Here is a 15,526-nt window from a genome sequence, read left to right as displayed (position 1 = left end):
AATTACAATCAGCAATTTAAAATAATACGGCTGTAAATAATTAAATAACTTCTTTAAGGTTCCTTTAAAATCCTTAGCTTTTTCATTATTGCCACGCATTCCACCCATACCGCCAGGTCGAAATTTAGGTCTTGATCTGTTAGTCTGATTACTCATCTCCTAATTCCTCCTTTGATAATTGTGAATAGGCAATTTCCTGATATACTTCACAATTTTTCATTAATTCTTCATGGGTTCCTTTACCAACGATCTTACCTTCATCTAACACAATGATCTGCGAAGCCGACATGATTGAAGCAATCCGCTGACCAACGATCAAAACAGTATTTTTAGTTTTCTGAATCATTTTATTTAATTCTTGACGTAATTTAGCATCTGTTTTAAAGTCTAATGCTGAAAAACTGTCATCAAAAATAAAGATTTCGGGATTTTTGGCAATCGCCCGAGCAATCGCTAAACGCTGTTTTTGACCACCAGATACATTAGTACCACCTTGAGAAATCTCACTATCAAGACGCTTATCTTTTTGATCAATAAACTCTTTAGCCTGAGCAATTTTAATAACTTCTTCTAACTGTTCATCACTGGCATTACTAGCACCATAGGTTAAATTAGATCTGATTGTTCCGGAAAATAATAATCCTTTTTGAGGAACTAGACCGATTTTTTCTCTTAAATCATGCTGCTTAACATCACGAATATCGACACCATCAACCTTAATACTTCCTTCACTCACTTCATAAAAACGAGGAATTAAATTGATCAAAGTACTTTTTCCCGAACCAGTTGAACCAATAAATGCCGTCATTTCTCCTGGTTTAGCTACAAAACTAATATTTTCTAATACTGGTTCATTAGCTCCTGGATATCTAAAAGTAACATTATTAAATTCAACTAATCCTTTTTTACTTTCATCAAAAGCTTTTGGCTCTTGTGGATCAACAATTTTGGGTTCCATTGATAGAACTTCATAAACACGATCAGCCGCTACACTTGCTCGTGGCAACATGATTGCAATCATGGCAATCATTAAAAATGACATAATGATCTGCATTGCATATTGCATAAAAGCCATCATTTGTCCAATGGCAATATTTCCTAAATCAATCTGTTTAGCCCCATAATATACAATTAATAAAGTTACTACATTAAAAATAAACATCATGATTGGCATCATAGAAACCATTGTTCGATTGACAAATAGATTAACTTTAGTTAAATCTTCATTTGCTTTTTCAAATCTTTTTTCGCTGTGTTCTTCGTTACCAAAAGCACGAATAACTAAAACACCTGATAAATTTTCACGCATTGTTAAATTCAAACGATCGATCAATGATTGTACGATTTTAAATTTTGGCATTACAACCACAAAAGTAACCCCAATAACTCCAAAAATAATGATCAATACTAAACCGATGATCCAAGTCATTGATGGTGTATTACTAAAGGCTTTGATCAAAGCCCCAATTCCCATCATCGGTGCAAAGCAGACAATTCGAATAAACATGATCACGACCATTTGGACCTGAGTAATATCATTAGTCGTACGTGTAATCAATGAAGCAGTAGAAAATTTATTAAATTCTTCATTAGAAAAACTTTCTACTTTTTTAAAGACATCACCACGTAATAATCTAGAAACTCCAGCTCCAATTCGACTAGCTAGAAAACCACAGGCAACGGCACAAACCGTCCCCCCTAGAGCAACTGCCAGCATTTTAACACCAGTAGCTAAAATGTAATCGGTTTGAACCTGATTAATATCACAGCCTAATTTTTGATATTCAGCTTTAACTCCATTTCCGGCAGCAATCTTCAAAGTAGATTCACCCATAGTTTCCATCTGACTATCAATTGCAGCAAACATTTGGGCTTTCATATTATCATCCATCATGGAAATCGCATCATAAGGACTCATTCCTTGTGGCAAATTACCAAATTGACTTTGATATTCTTCACTGGCAGGATCCATGCTATTAATTGAAGTAACCATCAGCATTGGTTTTACTAAAATATCTTCCAATTCTTCAGTTTCTTTATCATTTAGATCTTTTAACTGATATATCCCTTGATCTTTAATTTTAGGGAACTTACTTAAAATATCTTTATCAAGATCATCAGCTTCAACAAAGCGATAAGCATTAGTAAAAGATTCCTGGTCATCTAGATCCATCATCACTAACAAATGATTATAAGTTTCTTCACTCAACACATCACTTACAGCACTATCAAAGCCACCAGCCTGGATCCCAACTGAAACAATATCAGACATATAATCGGGTAGTGCCAGTTCTGATTGGGACTGTAAAAAAAGCAAACCAACACAAAGTATTATTGGAGCCCAAAACTTTTTAAAATAATATTTTAATTTTATCATTATTGATCTCCTTTACATTTTTCAATATTTTTTATCATCGTATTTAAAACATCGTTTAAAACTTTTATTTGTTCCTCGCTTATCCCCTCAAGTATATACTTTTTTTGTTTATTAATAACATTTCTTGCCACATTAAAAAACAACTCCCCTTTATCAGTAATCCGAATTTTATAATTACGTTTATCATTAGAACTTTGTTCTCTGGTAAGATATCCTAATTTTTCTAAACGCTGTAATCTAACTGATAACGTTGCTTTAGTAATTTTTAATTTTGCAGCTAACGCCTGTTGATTAGTGTCTTGATGGTTTTTTAAAATATACAGTAATCTTGCTTGATCTGGTAATAAGCCACATTCTTTAGTTTTTTGTTCTAATAAATAATATAGTGTCTTATTTAAAGTATGCAAATTACTTATCAGCAAATCAACATCATCAAAACTTAAATCACTCATCAAGTGCCTCCTTTCATCGCTAAAAAAGTACAAGCACAATTATAGTTAGTCGACTAACTATTGTCAATATCTAGATAAAAAGCAGGATCATTTTTTAATCCTGCCGTAAAAATTTTTCTAAAGTTTTACAAAGAAAATCAAAATCAATCGGTTTGGAAATATGTCCATTCATACCCGCAGAAGTAGTTGCTGCAATATCTTCAGCAAAAGCATTAGCAGTAACAGCAATGATTGGAATCGTTTTGGCATCTTTACGCATCATTTTACGAATTATTCGAGTTGCCTGACAGCCATCCATAACGGGCATTTGCATATCCATCAAAATCGCATCAAAATTACCAACTGCTTCTTGACTAAACAAATCAACTGCTTCTTGACCATTCCACGCCTGAACAACTTCTATACCATTATTAGATAAAATTTCTGTTGCAATTTCCATATTAATGAAATTATCTTCAACCAGTAAAATCTTTTTACCAGCTAAAGAAAACCTTAAGCTTTCTTCAACCGTTTCTTTTTTTATTTCGATTTGTTTATCTGCCAAAGTAAAAGGAATTACGATCGTAAAAATAGTTCCTTTATCTAATTCACTTTTAACTTGAATTTTACCACTCATTAATGTAACCAAACTTTTTACAATTGGCATTCCTAGTCCAGTACCATCGACCTGGCGAGCACTAAATCGAGTTTCTCTGGCATAAGGATCAAACAAATGTGGTAAAAACTGTGAAGACATCCCTATTCCGGTATCCTCAATTACAAATTGAAACTGTGAATAGCCTTGCTGTTTAATTTGTTTAACCGCAACACTGATCAAATCACCTTTTGAAGTAAATTTAAAAGCATTAGATAATAAATTATTTAAGATTTGATTGATTCTAAACGAATCGCCTAAAACATTTTCATCAGTTATATCAAAAGATACCTTAAAATTCTTATCTTCTTGTTTAGCTTGTAATTTAAACGGTTCTATACAATCACTAACACATTCTTTTAAATTAAAATGCTCCTGATTTAACTCTATCTTACCTTGCTCCATTCTCGACATTTCTAAAATATCATTTACTAAATCTAACAAGGTTTGACTAGAATAATTAATTTTCTTTAAATAATTTTCAGTTTTTTCTTGATCTTTACTATTTTCTAGGGCTAACTGGGTTAAATTAATGATAGCATTTAATGGAGTTCGCATATCATGTGACATATTATTGAAAAAAGCATGTTTTGCCTGTTCACTGCGTTTTGAACTTTCAAGCGCATTTTCTAATAATTTCTGTTCCTGAAAAGCACGCTGTTTTTCTTGTTCAATTTCCCTAAAACATAAAACCACTTCACCAGGGGCTAATGATTCATCAAATAATACTCGAACATTGACCCAGCGATATTCATCGCCAAATAACCGTAAGAAATCGCCACCGTATTCACGCATTTTTTTTGCTACCAGTTTTTTAATATTATTAATTGAAAAACTTTCTAAAAATTCTTGATAAGCGTTTTTTTCGGTAACTTCACTAATTGCTTTTAATAAATCATCATACGGTCCTTTTTTAGCGATCCGACTACGAATATAATTGGAACCTTTGATCATTTCATAAGTTTCATTAGCATAGTCAACCCGATACAAAGCGTAATAAAAATTACCTAAGACTCGAACAGTATCATTAGTTCGTTCAACTTCTTTATTCAACCTTAAATTACGCCAAATAATAAATACTACAACCAGCAGACAAATTAAAAAGACACTGCCAAAGACAAAGGTAAAATCATTTAATTGACTTAAAATAATATCATAAGGAACTGTAATGATCGTCGTCCAGCCATTATTTAGTTCATAATAATAAACATTATGACGTTCATTATTTAAATCTTTAACTGGAGTATCAAAAGAAGCAAATTCACCCTCATTGATCCCAGCTACAATTTCGTTAATATAACCTTGAATTTCTTTAGCCGAAAAATCTTTTAAAAAACTGTCATAATAAATTAATGTTCCATTACTATCACATAAATAAAAAGAAGCATTATCAATCGAATTAGCACTATCAAACTCAATGCGAAAATTTTCAGGAAAAATATCAAAAGCAACAACAATATCACTATTGTTACATTGTCTGGCAATGGTGATAACTCCAGTATCGGAAATAGCATCTATATAAATATCAGTAAAAACCGTATTGCCCTTAGTGCTAACAGCTCTTTGATACCATGAAGAAGCTTGATAATTATAGCTATCATCATTTTCCCAAGGATTAGCAGCAATGATCTTGTTATCAATTACTGCATAAGGATCAATTTTGTCACTGCCGACAACAGTTTGTAATCCCGTAAAATAAGCCTGCATGAACTCTTGAATTTCTTCACTACTGCTACCCTGAACCATCTGGCGATCTATGTTTTCGGTTACATACGAAATCAATGTTTCATAAATCGTTAAATTATTTTGTTCTTCTAAAGCATAATTTCTAGCTAATGAGCTTCCGGTTGATTGCATATTTTTTAATAATTCAGTCCGTAAAATGAAAAAACCAGAAAGCCCAATGATTAATAATACTAAAAAGGTGATAATATAAGGACTAAATTTTAAACTTTTTTTACTATATTTTTTATAATTCATTAAAAACCTCAGTAATTACTTTTGTTATTGCTTGAAACTCCCTATCAATTTCGTCCATCAATGAAACTGCTGCTACTAAATCATCATTTCTAAGCAACTCAACCTGTTTTGTAAATAAACTAGTTAATGGTTTAATCGCTAAATTAGCACACATTCCCTTTAAAGTGTGAGCATTACGAAAGATTTCTTCTTGATTGTATTCTTTGATTGATATAATTAAATTATGATAAGTTTGATCATCAACAAATTTAAGCATCATTCGCTTAAATAAATTTTGATTTCCCATCATTCTAGATAAAGCCTCATCTACATCAATACCTACATCAGCCAATAACTTCAAATCCATATATAAACTCTCCTTTATTTCGTTTTCATTTTTCTAATTTCTTTTTCAACCGCAAAAAAACATTCTAATAAATGAGGATTAAAAATACCACATTCCCCGTTTTTGATCATTTCTAAAGCTTTATCATAACTAAAAGCATCTTTATATACCCGCTTGCTGGTAAGAGCATCATAAACATCAGCCAAAGAAACAATTTGTGACCAAATTGATATTTCATCACCTTTTAAACCATCAGGATAACCATTACCATCATAGCGTTCATGATGATGTCTAGCGATATCATAGGCATAATGATAGGCACCATTTTCACGAAGCTGAGGGATTTTTTCCAGCATTTTAGCACCTTGAACAGTATGACTTTTCATAATTTCGTATTCTTCTTTAGTTAACCGTCCTGGTTTATTTAAAATCGCATCAGGAATAGCAATTTTACCAACATCATGCATGATAGCCGCTAAAGCAATATTATCAATTTCTTCTTGGCTAAAGTCTTTTCCAAGTTCAGTATGTTCTAACATATATTTAGTTATATCATGAATTCTACGAACGTGTTCCCCTGATTCTCCATTACGAAATTCAATAGCTGTAGAAAGGGCTTCAATCATCCCCTGATTTAATTCAATGATCGTTCTTGCCCTTTGTAATAATTCATCTTTTTGCATTTCAACAACATTATTTAAATGTTTTCGTGCCTGGAACAATTCAATAACCGACTGGATCCTTCTTAAAAGGAAATACGGTACAACTGGTTTAGCAATAATATCCATTGCACCTAATTGATAAATTTCTGCCATGATTGAATCATTAGGATCAGCGGTAATCATAAATACTGGTATTTTTTTTAATAAACCGTCTTTTTTTAAATTTTGCAATACTTCGATACCATTCATTCTTGGCATAAATACGTCTAATAAAATAGCGCATATTTTATCAGGCTGTTCATTTACGATTTCTAAACCCTCAATACCATCTTTAGCTTCTTTAATTAAATAATATGGTTCAAATATATTTGCTAAAATACTTCGATTAATTTCATCATCATCAATGATCACTACAATATCTTGCAAATTCCTTTGATCAGTTTCCTTTACTTCCATATACCCTCCTAATTATAATGTGATTTATTTATGATGTTTTCAACATATTTTCCCTTTTTTCATTTTTAGTATAACAAAAAAATAACGGGATAACAAATACTTTGAAAAATAGATTTTCAGTTAATTTTTAAAATTACTTAAAACGGGAAAAATAACCCTTTATAATTTAGTAGCCATTACATATTATTTGATTAAAAAGATAAAAAGAGGTTGTTTTAAACCTCTTAAATCTATCTAATTTGGCCATTACCAAATATTTCATATTTAGTTGAAGTTAGTTCTTTTAAACCTAATGGACCACGGGCGTGAAGCTTTTGGGTACTAATTCCCACTTCTGCACCAAATCCAAATTCACCACCATCGGTAAATCTAGTTGAAGCATTATGATAAACACAAGCAGAATCCAATGCTTCCATAAAATATTTAGCACGAGCATCATTTTTAGTTATGATACTTTCAGAATGTTTTGTTGAATAATTATAAATATGTTCAATTGCTTCATCAATGTCTTTAACTACTTTGATATTACAAATATAATCATCATATTCAGTTGCATAATTTTTTTTGGTTGCTAAAGTACCGTCAATATATTGTAATGCTTTCTGGTCACCATAAATTTTAATTTTAATAAACTCTGGTTTTAACATTTCTAAAAATTCTTTAGCTACATCTTCATGTACTAAAATTGTTTCAATTGCATTGCATACTGATGGTCTTGAAATCTTGGCGTTAACAGCAACTTTAACCGCCATGTTTAAATCAGCTTCTTGATCAACATATAAATGACAAATTCCCGCTCCCGTTTCAATTACTGGAACTGTAGCATTATTTACTACGTGATTAATTAGTCCGGCTCCACCACGAGGAATGATCACATCAACATATTGATTAGCTTTCATCATTTCATCAACTACCTGGCGATCATTGTTTTCTACTAAATTAACAACGTTTTCAGGTAATATATCTTTAATCGCTTCATTGATTACTTGCACTAAAGCAATATTTGAATTAATTGCTTCTTTACCGCCTTTTAAAACACAGACGTTATTAGTTTTAATACAAATTGATGCAATATCAACAGTAACATTAGGACGTGATTCATAAATTACCCCGACAACACCAATGGGAATTCTAATTTGTTTGATCAATAATCCATTAGGACGGTTGATTTCTTGAATGACCTGATTAATACAGTCATCTAAAGCAGCAATCTTTAAAACATCATTAGCAATACTTTCAATCCGTTCTTGATTTAATAATAAACGATCGCACATTGCTTCGCTAATACCATTGTCTCTTGCATATACAAGATCTTTTTGGTTTTTGGATACAATATAATCAATATTTTTAAGTAAATTTTCACTAATTGCTTTTAATGCTTTATTTTTTGTTATACTATCAACAATTTGCATTTTACGACAAGCAAGTTTAGCTTTTTCTAATTGTTTTTCAATCATCCTTTTTTCACCTCATTTACAATTACTAAGTTATTAGCATGAATTACTTCATCATAATCTTTATAATGCAATACATTTTCAATTTCACTCGAATTTAGACCTTTGATCAAACGAATTTCATCACTTGAATAATTAGTCATTCCTCGAGCTAAAACATTTTCATTTTGATCAACAATATCGATAATTTGGGAAATTAAAAAATTACCCCTTACATCAATGATTCCTTTAGCTAATAAACTGGTTCGTTTATTAACCAAAGCATCTTTAGCCCCATCATCTACGACAACTTTTCCTTTAGGCATTGAACGATACATGATCCAATGCTGTCTTGAACTTAAATGACGAACAGGACTGCTATCAAAATAAGTGCCCACTTCTTTTCCTTCTAATAGATCAATTAATACATTTGGTGTATTACCGTTAACGATTGCTAGATCACAGCCAAATTCGTTACAAATCTTAGCTGCTTTAATTTTAGTGATCATTCCCCCGGTACCTACTTTACTAGAGGCATCTTTGGCCATATTTTCAATCGTTTTTGTTACTCCAGCAACATTACTAATTAATTTTGCATTTTTATTGGTATGGGGATTATCATCATATAATCCATCAATATCACTAACTAAAACAACTAAATCACTGCCAACTGCAGGAACGATCAAAGAAGCTAAGGTATCATTATCACCTACTTTGATTTCTTCAACTGCCAACGTATCGTTTTCGTTAATGATTGGTACTACATCATAATCAATAATTGCCTGAATTGCATTATTAAAATTCATTAACCGTTTGCGATCATCAAAATCATCATGATTTAATAATATTTGGGCACATTTTAATTTATATAAACTAAATAAATCCTCATAAATTTGCATTAAAGTAGCCTGACCGATTGCAGCTAAAGCCTGCTTTTGAGGAATCGTAGCTGGACGTTTATCTAATTTCATGACATTTACACCAGCGTTAATTGCTCCTGAACTAACTAAAGTGATATTGATTCCTTTTCTTTTAATATAAGCGATCTGCTGGATCAAATTTAATATTTTTTCTTTATCAATATTTCCATTTTCATCACATAAGGAAGATGAACCGATCTTAATAATTATATTTTTAATTTTGCTTAAATTTCGCATTACTATAACCCCCGTAATTATTGTTTTATTATACAAGGTTTGGACAATCTTCTCAATAAAAAACACCGAAAAGAACTAATTTCGGTGTTTTAGATAGTCAAATTATTTTTCAATCCAGCTTTCATCACTTGGATCTTTTTTCCAAGCTTTTAATTTTTCCATATCAGCTTCTTTAATATAATCATTTTCTTTAGCAACGCCTACTAAAGTATCGTAATCTGTCAATGTTACAAATTTGCAGTTAGCAGCTTCAAAATTAGCTGTTGCTTTTGGTAATCCATAAGTAAAGATAGCAATCATTCCAATTACTTCGCATCCAGCTTCTCTTAACGCTTCAACACATTCAAGTGAGCTGCCACCAGTAGAGATCAAATCTTCAACAACAACAACTTTCATTCCTGGTGTTACGATTCCTTCAATGCGGTTATTACGACCATGGCTTTTAGCCCCACCACGAACATATCCCATTGGTAAATCTAAAATATCAGCCGCTAATGCTGCATGAGCAATTCCTGCTGTTGCGGTTCCCATTAGACATTGAGCTTCTGGGAAGTTTTCTTGAACTAATTTTGCTAGTCCGGCTTCAACATCTTTACGTACTTTAGGATAAGATAATGTTAACCGGTTATCACAATAAATTGGTGATTTAATTCCACTAGCCCAAGTAAATGGTTCATTTGGTCTTAAAAAAACCGCTTTGATATCTAATAAATCCTTTGCAATCATTTCTTTCATCTTCGTCTTCTCCTCTATCCTTGAAAATCCTGGTATACTTTTTGATAAGTAGCATACGGATCATCTGATCCGGTAATTGTTCTACCGACTACAATATAGCTTGATGTAAGTTCTCTAGCCATTGCTGGTGTAGTAACTCGTTTTTGATCATTAACACTGTCATCAGCTAAACGAATTCCTGGTGTTACAGTTAAAAAATCATATCCCAAATTATCATGAATGATCTTTGATTCTAATGGTGAACATACTACCCCATCTAATCCGGCTGCTTTGGCATTACTTGCCCATTTAAGTACAACATTTTCTAATTTTTCATTAATCAATAATTCATTGTCTAATACTTCCTGGTCTAAAGAAGTTAAACAAGTAACAGCAATACATAATGGTCTTTTATCTCCAGTTTTTCCCTCTTCTAAACCTTGTAAAGCTGCTTTCATCATTGCAATACTTCCTGAAGCATGAACATTGACCATATCAACATCTAATTTAGCTAGCTGTTTCATTGCGCTTTTTACAGTATTAGGAATATCGTGTAATTTTAGATCTAAGAAAATTTTATGCCCCATTTCTTTGATCATTTTGATCATTTCAATTCCTTCACCATAAAATAATTCCATTCCAACTTTTACATAAAGTTTTTCATCACCAAATTTTTTTAAGAAGTTTTCAACTTCTGCTTTAGTTTGAAAATCTAATGCAATACAAATTCTACTATCGCTCATAACTACCTCCATTATTAACATGATTATATCAAATTATTTAAATTAATCCATTATTTTAGATAATCTTTTTCTAGATATTTTTAATTTTTCCCACTTTTGCATTTTCAACAACAAATATTATTTAAAAGATTGCATTAAAAATGTATAATAATTATATATAGATATTAAATGAGGTGACTTTGATGAACATAATAAACGCTCTAAAAACAATAAATCTTTTTAACAAAAAGGAACCTTTGATTCCTTTATATACTAAATGGGGTGAACAAATTGATTATAAAAATGTTTTACAAGAATACCCTCGCCCATATTTAATTCGTAATCATTATTTAAATCTTAATGGTTATTGGCAATATGCCATTACCACAACTAAATGTTTCCCACAATATTTTTATGGTAAAATTCTAGTTCCTTTTTCACCAGAAAGTATTTTATCAACAGTAAATAAACAATTAAAACCCGATGAATATTTATGGTATCAGCGCTTTATTGTCCTTAAAAAAAATGAACAGAAACGCTATCTTTTACATTTTGGAGCTGTTGACCAAACTGCAGAAGTTTTTATTAATGAACAGTTAATTTTCCAACACATCGGCGGTTATTTACCGTTTGAAATCGATATTACCGATCAAATCAAAAACGGTTTAAATGATATTACCCTTTGTATTCAGGATAAATCTGATAAATCATTCCATGCCAAAGGTAAACAGCGGTTAAAACGTGGCGGTATGTATTATACTGCCCAAAGCGGCATTTGGCAAACTGTCTGGATCGAAGAAGTTAGTCAAACATATATCCAGGATGTTAAGATCGTTCCTGACTATGATAATAGTCAAATTGATTTAACAATCAAATTAAATCAGCCAACCAATGATCCAATTGAAATTAAAATCGAAGATCAACATCCAATTATAATTAATGAAAAGAAAAAAATTATTAATAAAACAATTAAGATTGATAAAATAAAACCATGGTCACCCGATTCACCATATTTATATGATATTATAATTAAAACATCTGAAGATGAGGTAAAATCCTATTTTGCAATGCGAGTTTTTTCGATTGAAAAAGATGAACATAATCTACCACGAATCTGTTTAAATCACGAGCCGATCTTTTTAAATGGTGTTTTAGATCAAGGATACTGGTCTGATGGTTTATATACAGCACCTAGTGATGAAGCATTAATCTATGATATTAAAAAAATGAAAGAATTAGGTTTTAATATGATTAGAAAACATATTAAAATCGAAAGTGCTAGGTGGTATTATCACTGTGATCGTTTAGGTATGATCGTTTGGCAAGATATGGTTAATAGCGGTCATCGTTATCATACCTGGTTTGTCACATATTTGCCAACTTTATTAAAAAGCAAAAGAAAAAAAACAAGTGATAAACATCGTTATTTACTTTCAAGACATGATAAAAGTTCACGTGATGAATTTATCTATGAATGTAAAAAAACGATTGATCATTTAAGCCATTTCCCTTGTATTTCAACTTGGGTCTTATTCAATGAAGGCTGGGGGCAATTTGATACCGTTAATTTAACCAAAATGATCAAAGATATCGATCCAACAAGATTAGTTGATTCCGCTAGTGGCTGGTTTGATCAAAACTGTGGTGATTTTAGAAGTGAACATCATTATTTTGATAAACCAAAAATAATTCCTGATCACCGGGCTTTTGTCATCAGTGAATATGGCGGTTATGCTCATCAAATTAAAAACCATATTAGTTCTAAAACTATTTATGGCTATCAAGTATTTGATGAATTAAACAATTATCAACAAAGTTTTCAAGAATTATTAAATAACACTATCTTTCCTTTAATTAAAGATGGTTTATGCGCAGCAATCTATACACAGCTTAGTGATATCGAAGATGAAATAAATGGTATTTTAACTTATGATCGTAAAGTATGTAAATTAAATGATAAAAATGATTAGTTATTTTCAAAAAAGATTGACTATCACCTAAAAAAAGTGTATATTGAATAGGCAACAAATGATAGCAGCACATAGAGTTTTGAAATTTGCGTTTATAACCTTCGTTTGTAAAGTAGCTGGCTGCAAAGTGAAATACTTAATATAAACACACTTCAATTAATCTATGCAATGTTATTGTTTTATGCAAATAAAACAATAAATGGAGGAAAATTAATGTCACGTTACACAGGACCACAATGGAAAATTTCTCGTCGTTTAGGATTTTCTATTCTTGAAAATGGTAAAGAATTAAACAAAAGACCATACGCACCAGGTCAACATGGTCAAAAAAGAAAAAAACAAACTGAATATGGATTACAATTAGCTGAAAAACAAAAAGTAAGACATATGTATGGAGTTAACGAAAAACAATTCCATAACACATTCAAAAAAGCTGGTAAATTAGAAGGTATTCATGGTTATAACTTCTTATGCTTATTAGAAAGAAGATTAGACAACGTAGTTTATCGTTTAGGATTCGCTCCTACTAGAAGAGCTGCAAGACAATTAGTAAACCATGGTCATTTCTTAGTAAATGGAGTTAAAACTGATATTCCATCATTCTCTGTTAAAGTTGGAGATGTAATCGAAGTTAGAGAAAAATCTAAAAACTTAGCAATCATCAAATCAACTTTAGAAAACAGAAGTTTCACTCCTGCTTTCGTTGAAGTAGATGATACTAAATTAACTGGAAAACTTACTCGTTTACCAGATAGATCAGAATTAAATCAAGAAATCAATGAATCATTAATCGTTGAATATTACAACCGTATGGGGTAATAAATAAAATTAAGTATACCATAACATATTGCAGCTATGGTATACTTTTTATTTTACCATTTAAAATCGGCATATCGTGCCTCTACTCGATAATAAGACGCTAACGCATCTTCACGATCTTCAATTGTATCACCTTCGTAGCGAAAGAACCACTTCTCTACTATTTTTAAAAACCATCCTGAATCAGGAAGATCCCATTGGGCTTTCATAAAAGTATCAAAATCTTTATTTTCACCTTTATAAACACCCTTACTAATTATTTTAACTCCTCTTTCTTTAAAAAACTTGTCCACCATTGCATAACATTCATCAATATCAATATGATTTTCTTTTGCCTTTTTTTCATTTAATTCCATTTCCATCATCATAACTATTTCCACCTTTCCTTAATAATATGATATCCATATTTAACGATAAAAACAATACTACTCCATGTTCACTTTTTTTAATGCACTAATAAAAAAGCCAGTACAACGTACTGACTCTTAACATTATGATTCTTTTTTAAACATATTAGCTTCATCTTCTATACGTTTTAAAAAACTATATTCATTACCAACAATTGTAACATCAAACTGAATTACGCTTAAACTAAGCCAACTCCACTTTCTTGACATCGTACCTATGATATTACCAACCTTAGACATCTTAATATTTCCTTTAGAAACATAGCCTGAGTATTGGCGATGAATAAAACCATTTTTTACCAAATACCTTTTGATATCACGCCAGGCATTCTTATAGCTTTTTGAAGGATAATTTTGTTTTAATAAGTTATCATCTAAATCAAAATTAATGGCTTTTCTACTTTTACCAGATGAAATCGGCATTTTGAGCTTCTACCTCATAATATGATTCTAATGCATCTTCACGATCTTCAATTGTATCACCTTCATAACGAAAAAACCACTTATCTACTATTTTTAAAAACCATCCTGAATCAGGAAGATCCCATTGAGCTTTCATAAAAGTATCAAAATCTTTATTTTCACCTTTATAAACACCCTTACTAATTATTTTAACTCCTCTTTCTTTAAAAAACTTATCTACCATTGCATAGCATTCATCAATATCAATATGATTCTCTTTTGCCTTTTTTTCATTTAATTCCATTTCCATCATCATAGCTATTTGCACCTTCTTTCTTTATTTAATATAATACTGGATTTTGTTACAAGCAATACAATCAAAAATTATCCTTCATTACTTATATACTTCTCGAAAAACATTTTTACTTTATTTTTTCAAAAAATTTATATTTTATTGAAAACCAGCAAAAATCTTACTGGCTAATTAAAGTAATATTTTCTTTACTAAGTAATTCTCGGATAAATTCTGATTGTCTTTTACAACAATAACGTCATTATCAATTTCATTCATTTCTAGATCATATTTATAATTGTAAAGCCTTTGTAATACCTTAATAATGATATGCTGCTGTTTCTCTAATGTAGATAATTCTTCATAATTTTCAAAATATATTTTTTCAATTGGTACAACATATTCGAACTGATAATAATTTGAATTTCGATAAAAATCATCAATTAACCTATTATCATCCAAAATAGAAAATAAATATCCAAAAAAATCTGGTCCTCCACTAGCAACTTCATAAAATTCACTGTTTGTTATAACATCATTAAACATAAATCCAGAAAAACCAAAATTATGATAAAAATATCCAAATCTATCTTTCAAATATTTAATCGGATATTTTAATTCATCATTTTCTAAAATAATTTCATTATCATTTTTATATACTCTTAAATATCGATCATATTTAAAAGTAATATCATATTTATTAAAAAATCTAGCTAATGATGTT

Annotated in this window: 14 protein-coding genes and 1 pseudogene; 2 read left to right on the top strand and 13 right to left on the bottom strand. The window is 30.7% G+C overall.

The genetic code is table 11. The features are described 5' to 3' along the window. Nucleotides 1–148: 148 nt before the first annotated feature. The 9 genes from J7M77_RS02980 to pyrF form a co-directional block, all read right to left on the bottom strand. Nucleotides 149–2,377, bottom strand: coding sequence for an ABC transporter ATP-binding protein (locus tag J7M77_RS02980; protein WP_296875847.1), 2,229 nt, complete (start codon nucleotides 2,375–2,377; stop codon nucleotides 149–151). Beyond that, nucleotides 2,377–2,829, bottom strand: coding sequence for a MarR family winged helix-turn-helix transcriptional regulator (locus J7M77_RS02975; RefSeq protein ID WP_296875845.1), 453 nt, complete (start codon nucleotides 2,827–2,829; stop codon nucleotides 2,377–2,379). The genes J7M77_RS02980 and J7M77_RS02975 overlap by 1 nt, the downstream gene beginning before the upstream one ends. Before the next feature lie 94 nt (nucleotides 2,830–2,923). Next, nucleotides 2,924–5,443, bottom strand: a complete 2,520-nt coding sequence (locus J7M77_RS02970; protein ID WP_296875842.1) for a hybrid sensor histidine kinase/response regulator — start codon at nucleotides 5,441–5,443, stop codon at nucleotides 2,924–2,926. Continuing rightward, nucleotides 5,433–5,789, bottom strand: a complete 357-nt coding sequence (locus tag J7M77_RS02965; protein WP_296875839.1) for an Hpt domain-containing protein — start codon at nucleotides 5,787–5,789, stop codon at nucleotides 5,433–5,435. Before J7M77_RS02965 ends, J7M77_RS02970 begins: the two co-directional genes overlap by 11 nt. A gap of 14 nt (nucleotides 5,790–5,803) precedes the next feature. After that, nucleotides 5,804–6,886 carry an HD domain-containing phosphohydrolase gene (locus tag J7M77_RS02960; RefSeq protein ID WP_296875812.1) on the bottom strand — a complete coding sequence of 361 codons (1,083 nt, stop codon included), beginning with the start codon at nucleotides 6,884–6,886 and terminating at the stop codon, nucleotides 5,804–5,806. A gap of 230 nt (nucleotides 6,887–7,116) precedes the next feature. Then, nucleotides 7,117–8,343, bottom strand: a complete 1,227-nt coding sequence (locus J7M77_RS02955; RefSeq protein WP_296875809.1) for a glutamate-5-semialdehyde dehydrogenase — start codon at nucleotides 8,341–8,343, stop codon at nucleotides 7,117–7,119. Next, nucleotides 8,340–9,476, bottom strand: coding sequence for a glutamate 5-kinase (gene proB / locus J7M77_RS02950; protein ID WP_296875806.1), 1,137 nt, complete (start codon nucleotides 9,474–9,476; stop codon nucleotides 8,340–8,342). The genes J7M77_RS02955 and proB overlap by 4 nt, the downstream gene beginning before the upstream one ends. 102 nt (nucleotides 9,477–9,578) lie before the next feature. Further along, a complete protein-coding gene (gene pyrE, locus J7M77_RS02945) occupies nucleotides 9,579–10,211 on the bottom strand; it encodes an orotate phosphoribosyltransferase (protein WP_296875803.1) in 633 nt (210 codons plus the stop codon). A gap of 14 nt (nucleotides 10,212–10,225) precedes the next feature. Beyond that, complete coding sequence (gene pyrF, locus J7M77_RS02940; RefSeq protein ID WP_296875802.1) at nucleotides 10,226–10,933, bottom strand: orotidine-5'-phosphate decarboxylase; 708 nt, start codon at nucleotides 10,931–10,933, stop codon at nucleotides 10,226–10,228. A gap of 182 nt (nucleotides 10,934–11,115) precedes the next feature. On the opposite strand from pyrF, the gene J7M77_RS02935 reads away from it, so the two are divergent. Further along, nucleotides 11,116–12,882: a glycoside hydrolase family 2 protein gene (locus tag J7M77_RS02935; RefSeq protein ID WP_296875799.1), complete on the top strand. Its 1,767-nt coding sequence runs from the start codon at nucleotides 11,116–11,118 to the stop codon at nucleotides 12,880–12,882. Nucleotides 12,883–13,095: 213 nt separating this feature from the next. Next, nucleotides 13,096–13,701: a 30S ribosomal protein S4 gene (rpsD, locus tag J7M77_RS02930; RefSeq protein ID WP_296875797.1), complete on the top strand. Its 606-nt coding sequence runs from the start codon at nucleotides 13,096–13,098 to the stop codon at nucleotides 13,699–13,701. Between the two features lie 53 nt (nucleotides 13,702–13,754). On the opposite strand, the gene J7M77_RS02925 is transcribed toward rpsD, so the two are convergent. From J7M77_RS02925 to J7M77_RS02910, 4 genes and pseudogenes are all read right to left on the bottom strand, one after another. After that, on the bottom strand, nucleotides 13,755–14,069 hold the full coding sequence (locus J7M77_RS02925; protein ID WP_296875794.1) for a hypothetical protein: 315 nt from the start codon (nucleotides 14,067–14,069) through the stop codon (nucleotides 13,755–13,757). Nucleotides 14,070–14,192: 123 nt separating this feature from the next. After that, on the bottom strand, nucleotides 14,193–14,531 hold the full coding sequence (locus J7M77_RS02920) for a hypothetical protein (RefSeq protein WP_296875790.1): 339 nt from the start codon (nucleotides 14,529–14,531) through the stop codon (nucleotides 14,193–14,195). Next, on the bottom strand, nucleotides 14,512–14,826 hold the full coding sequence (locus J7M77_RS02915; RefSeq protein WP_296875787.1) for a hypothetical protein: 315 nt from the start codon (nucleotides 14,824–14,826) through the stop codon (nucleotides 14,512–14,514). Before J7M77_RS02915 ends, J7M77_RS02920 begins: the two co-directional genes overlap by 20 nt. A 168-nt stretch (nucleotides 14,827–14,994) precedes the next feature. Continuing rightward, nucleotides 14,995–15,526 (bottom strand): annotated as a pseudogene (locus tag J7M77_RS02910) (hypothetical protein); the annotation flags it as partial.

It is taken from the genome of Thomasclavelia sp., assembly GCF_017889095.1.
In the GTDB taxonomy this organism is placed as follows: Bacteria; Bacillota_I; Bacilli_A; order Erysipelotrichales; family Coprobacillaceae; genus Thomasclavelia.
This window is presented reverse-complemented; position numbering and strand designations above follow the sequence as displayed.

Coding starts and splice junctions, on each gene's coding strand:
- J7M77_RS02980 (WP_296875847.1), bottom strand. CDS start 2,377: ATGATAAAATTAAAATATTATTTTAAAAAGTTTTGGGCTCCAATAATA.
- J7M77_RS02975 (WP_296875845.1), bottom strand. CDS start 2,829: ATGAGTGATTTAAGTTTTGATGATGTTGATTTGCTGATAAGTAATTTG.
- J7M77_RS02970 (WP_296875842.1), bottom strand. CDS start 5,443: ATGAATTATAAAAAATATAGTAAAAAAAGTTTAAAATTTAGTCCTTAT.
- J7M77_RS02965 (WP_296875839.1), bottom strand. CDS start 5,789: ATGGATTTGAAGTTATTGGCTGATGTAGGTATTGATGTAGATGAGGCT.
- J7M77_RS02960 (WP_296875812.1), bottom strand. CDS start 6,886: ATGGAAGTAAAGGAAACTGATCAAAGGAATTTGCAAGATATTGTAGTG.
- J7M77_RS02955 (WP_296875809.1), bottom strand. CDS start 8,343: ATGATTGAAAAACAATTAGAAAAAGCTAAACTTGCTTGTCGTAAAATG.
- proB (WP_296875806.1), bottom strand. CDS start 9,476: ATGCGAAATTTAAGCAAAATTAAAAATATAATTATTAAGATCGGTTCA.
- pyrE (WP_296875803.1), bottom strand. CDS start 10,211: ATGAAAGAAATGATTGCAAAGGATTTATTAGATATCAAAGCGGTTTTT.
- pyrF (WP_296875802.1), bottom strand. CDS start 10,933: ATGAGCGATAGTAGAATTTGTATTGCATTAGATTTTCAAACTAAAGCA.
- J7M77_RS02935 (WP_296875799.1), top strand. CDS start 11,116: ATGAACATAATAAACGCTCTAAAAACAATAAATCTTTTTAACAAAAAG.
- rpsD (WP_296875797.1), top strand. CDS start 13,096: ATGTCACGTTACACAGGACCACAATGGAAAATTTCTCGTCGTTTAGGA.
- J7M77_RS02925 (WP_296875794.1), bottom strand. CDS start 14,069: ATGATGATGGAAATGGAATTAAATGAAAAAAAGGCAAAAGAAAATCAT.
- J7M77_RS02920 (WP_296875790.1), bottom strand. CDS start 14,531: ATGCCGATTTCATCTGGTAAAAGTAGAAAAGCCATTAATTTTGATTTA.
- J7M77_RS02915 (WP_296875787.1), bottom strand. CDS start 14,826: ATGATGATGGAAATGGAATTAAATGAAAAAAAGGCAAAAGAGAATCAT.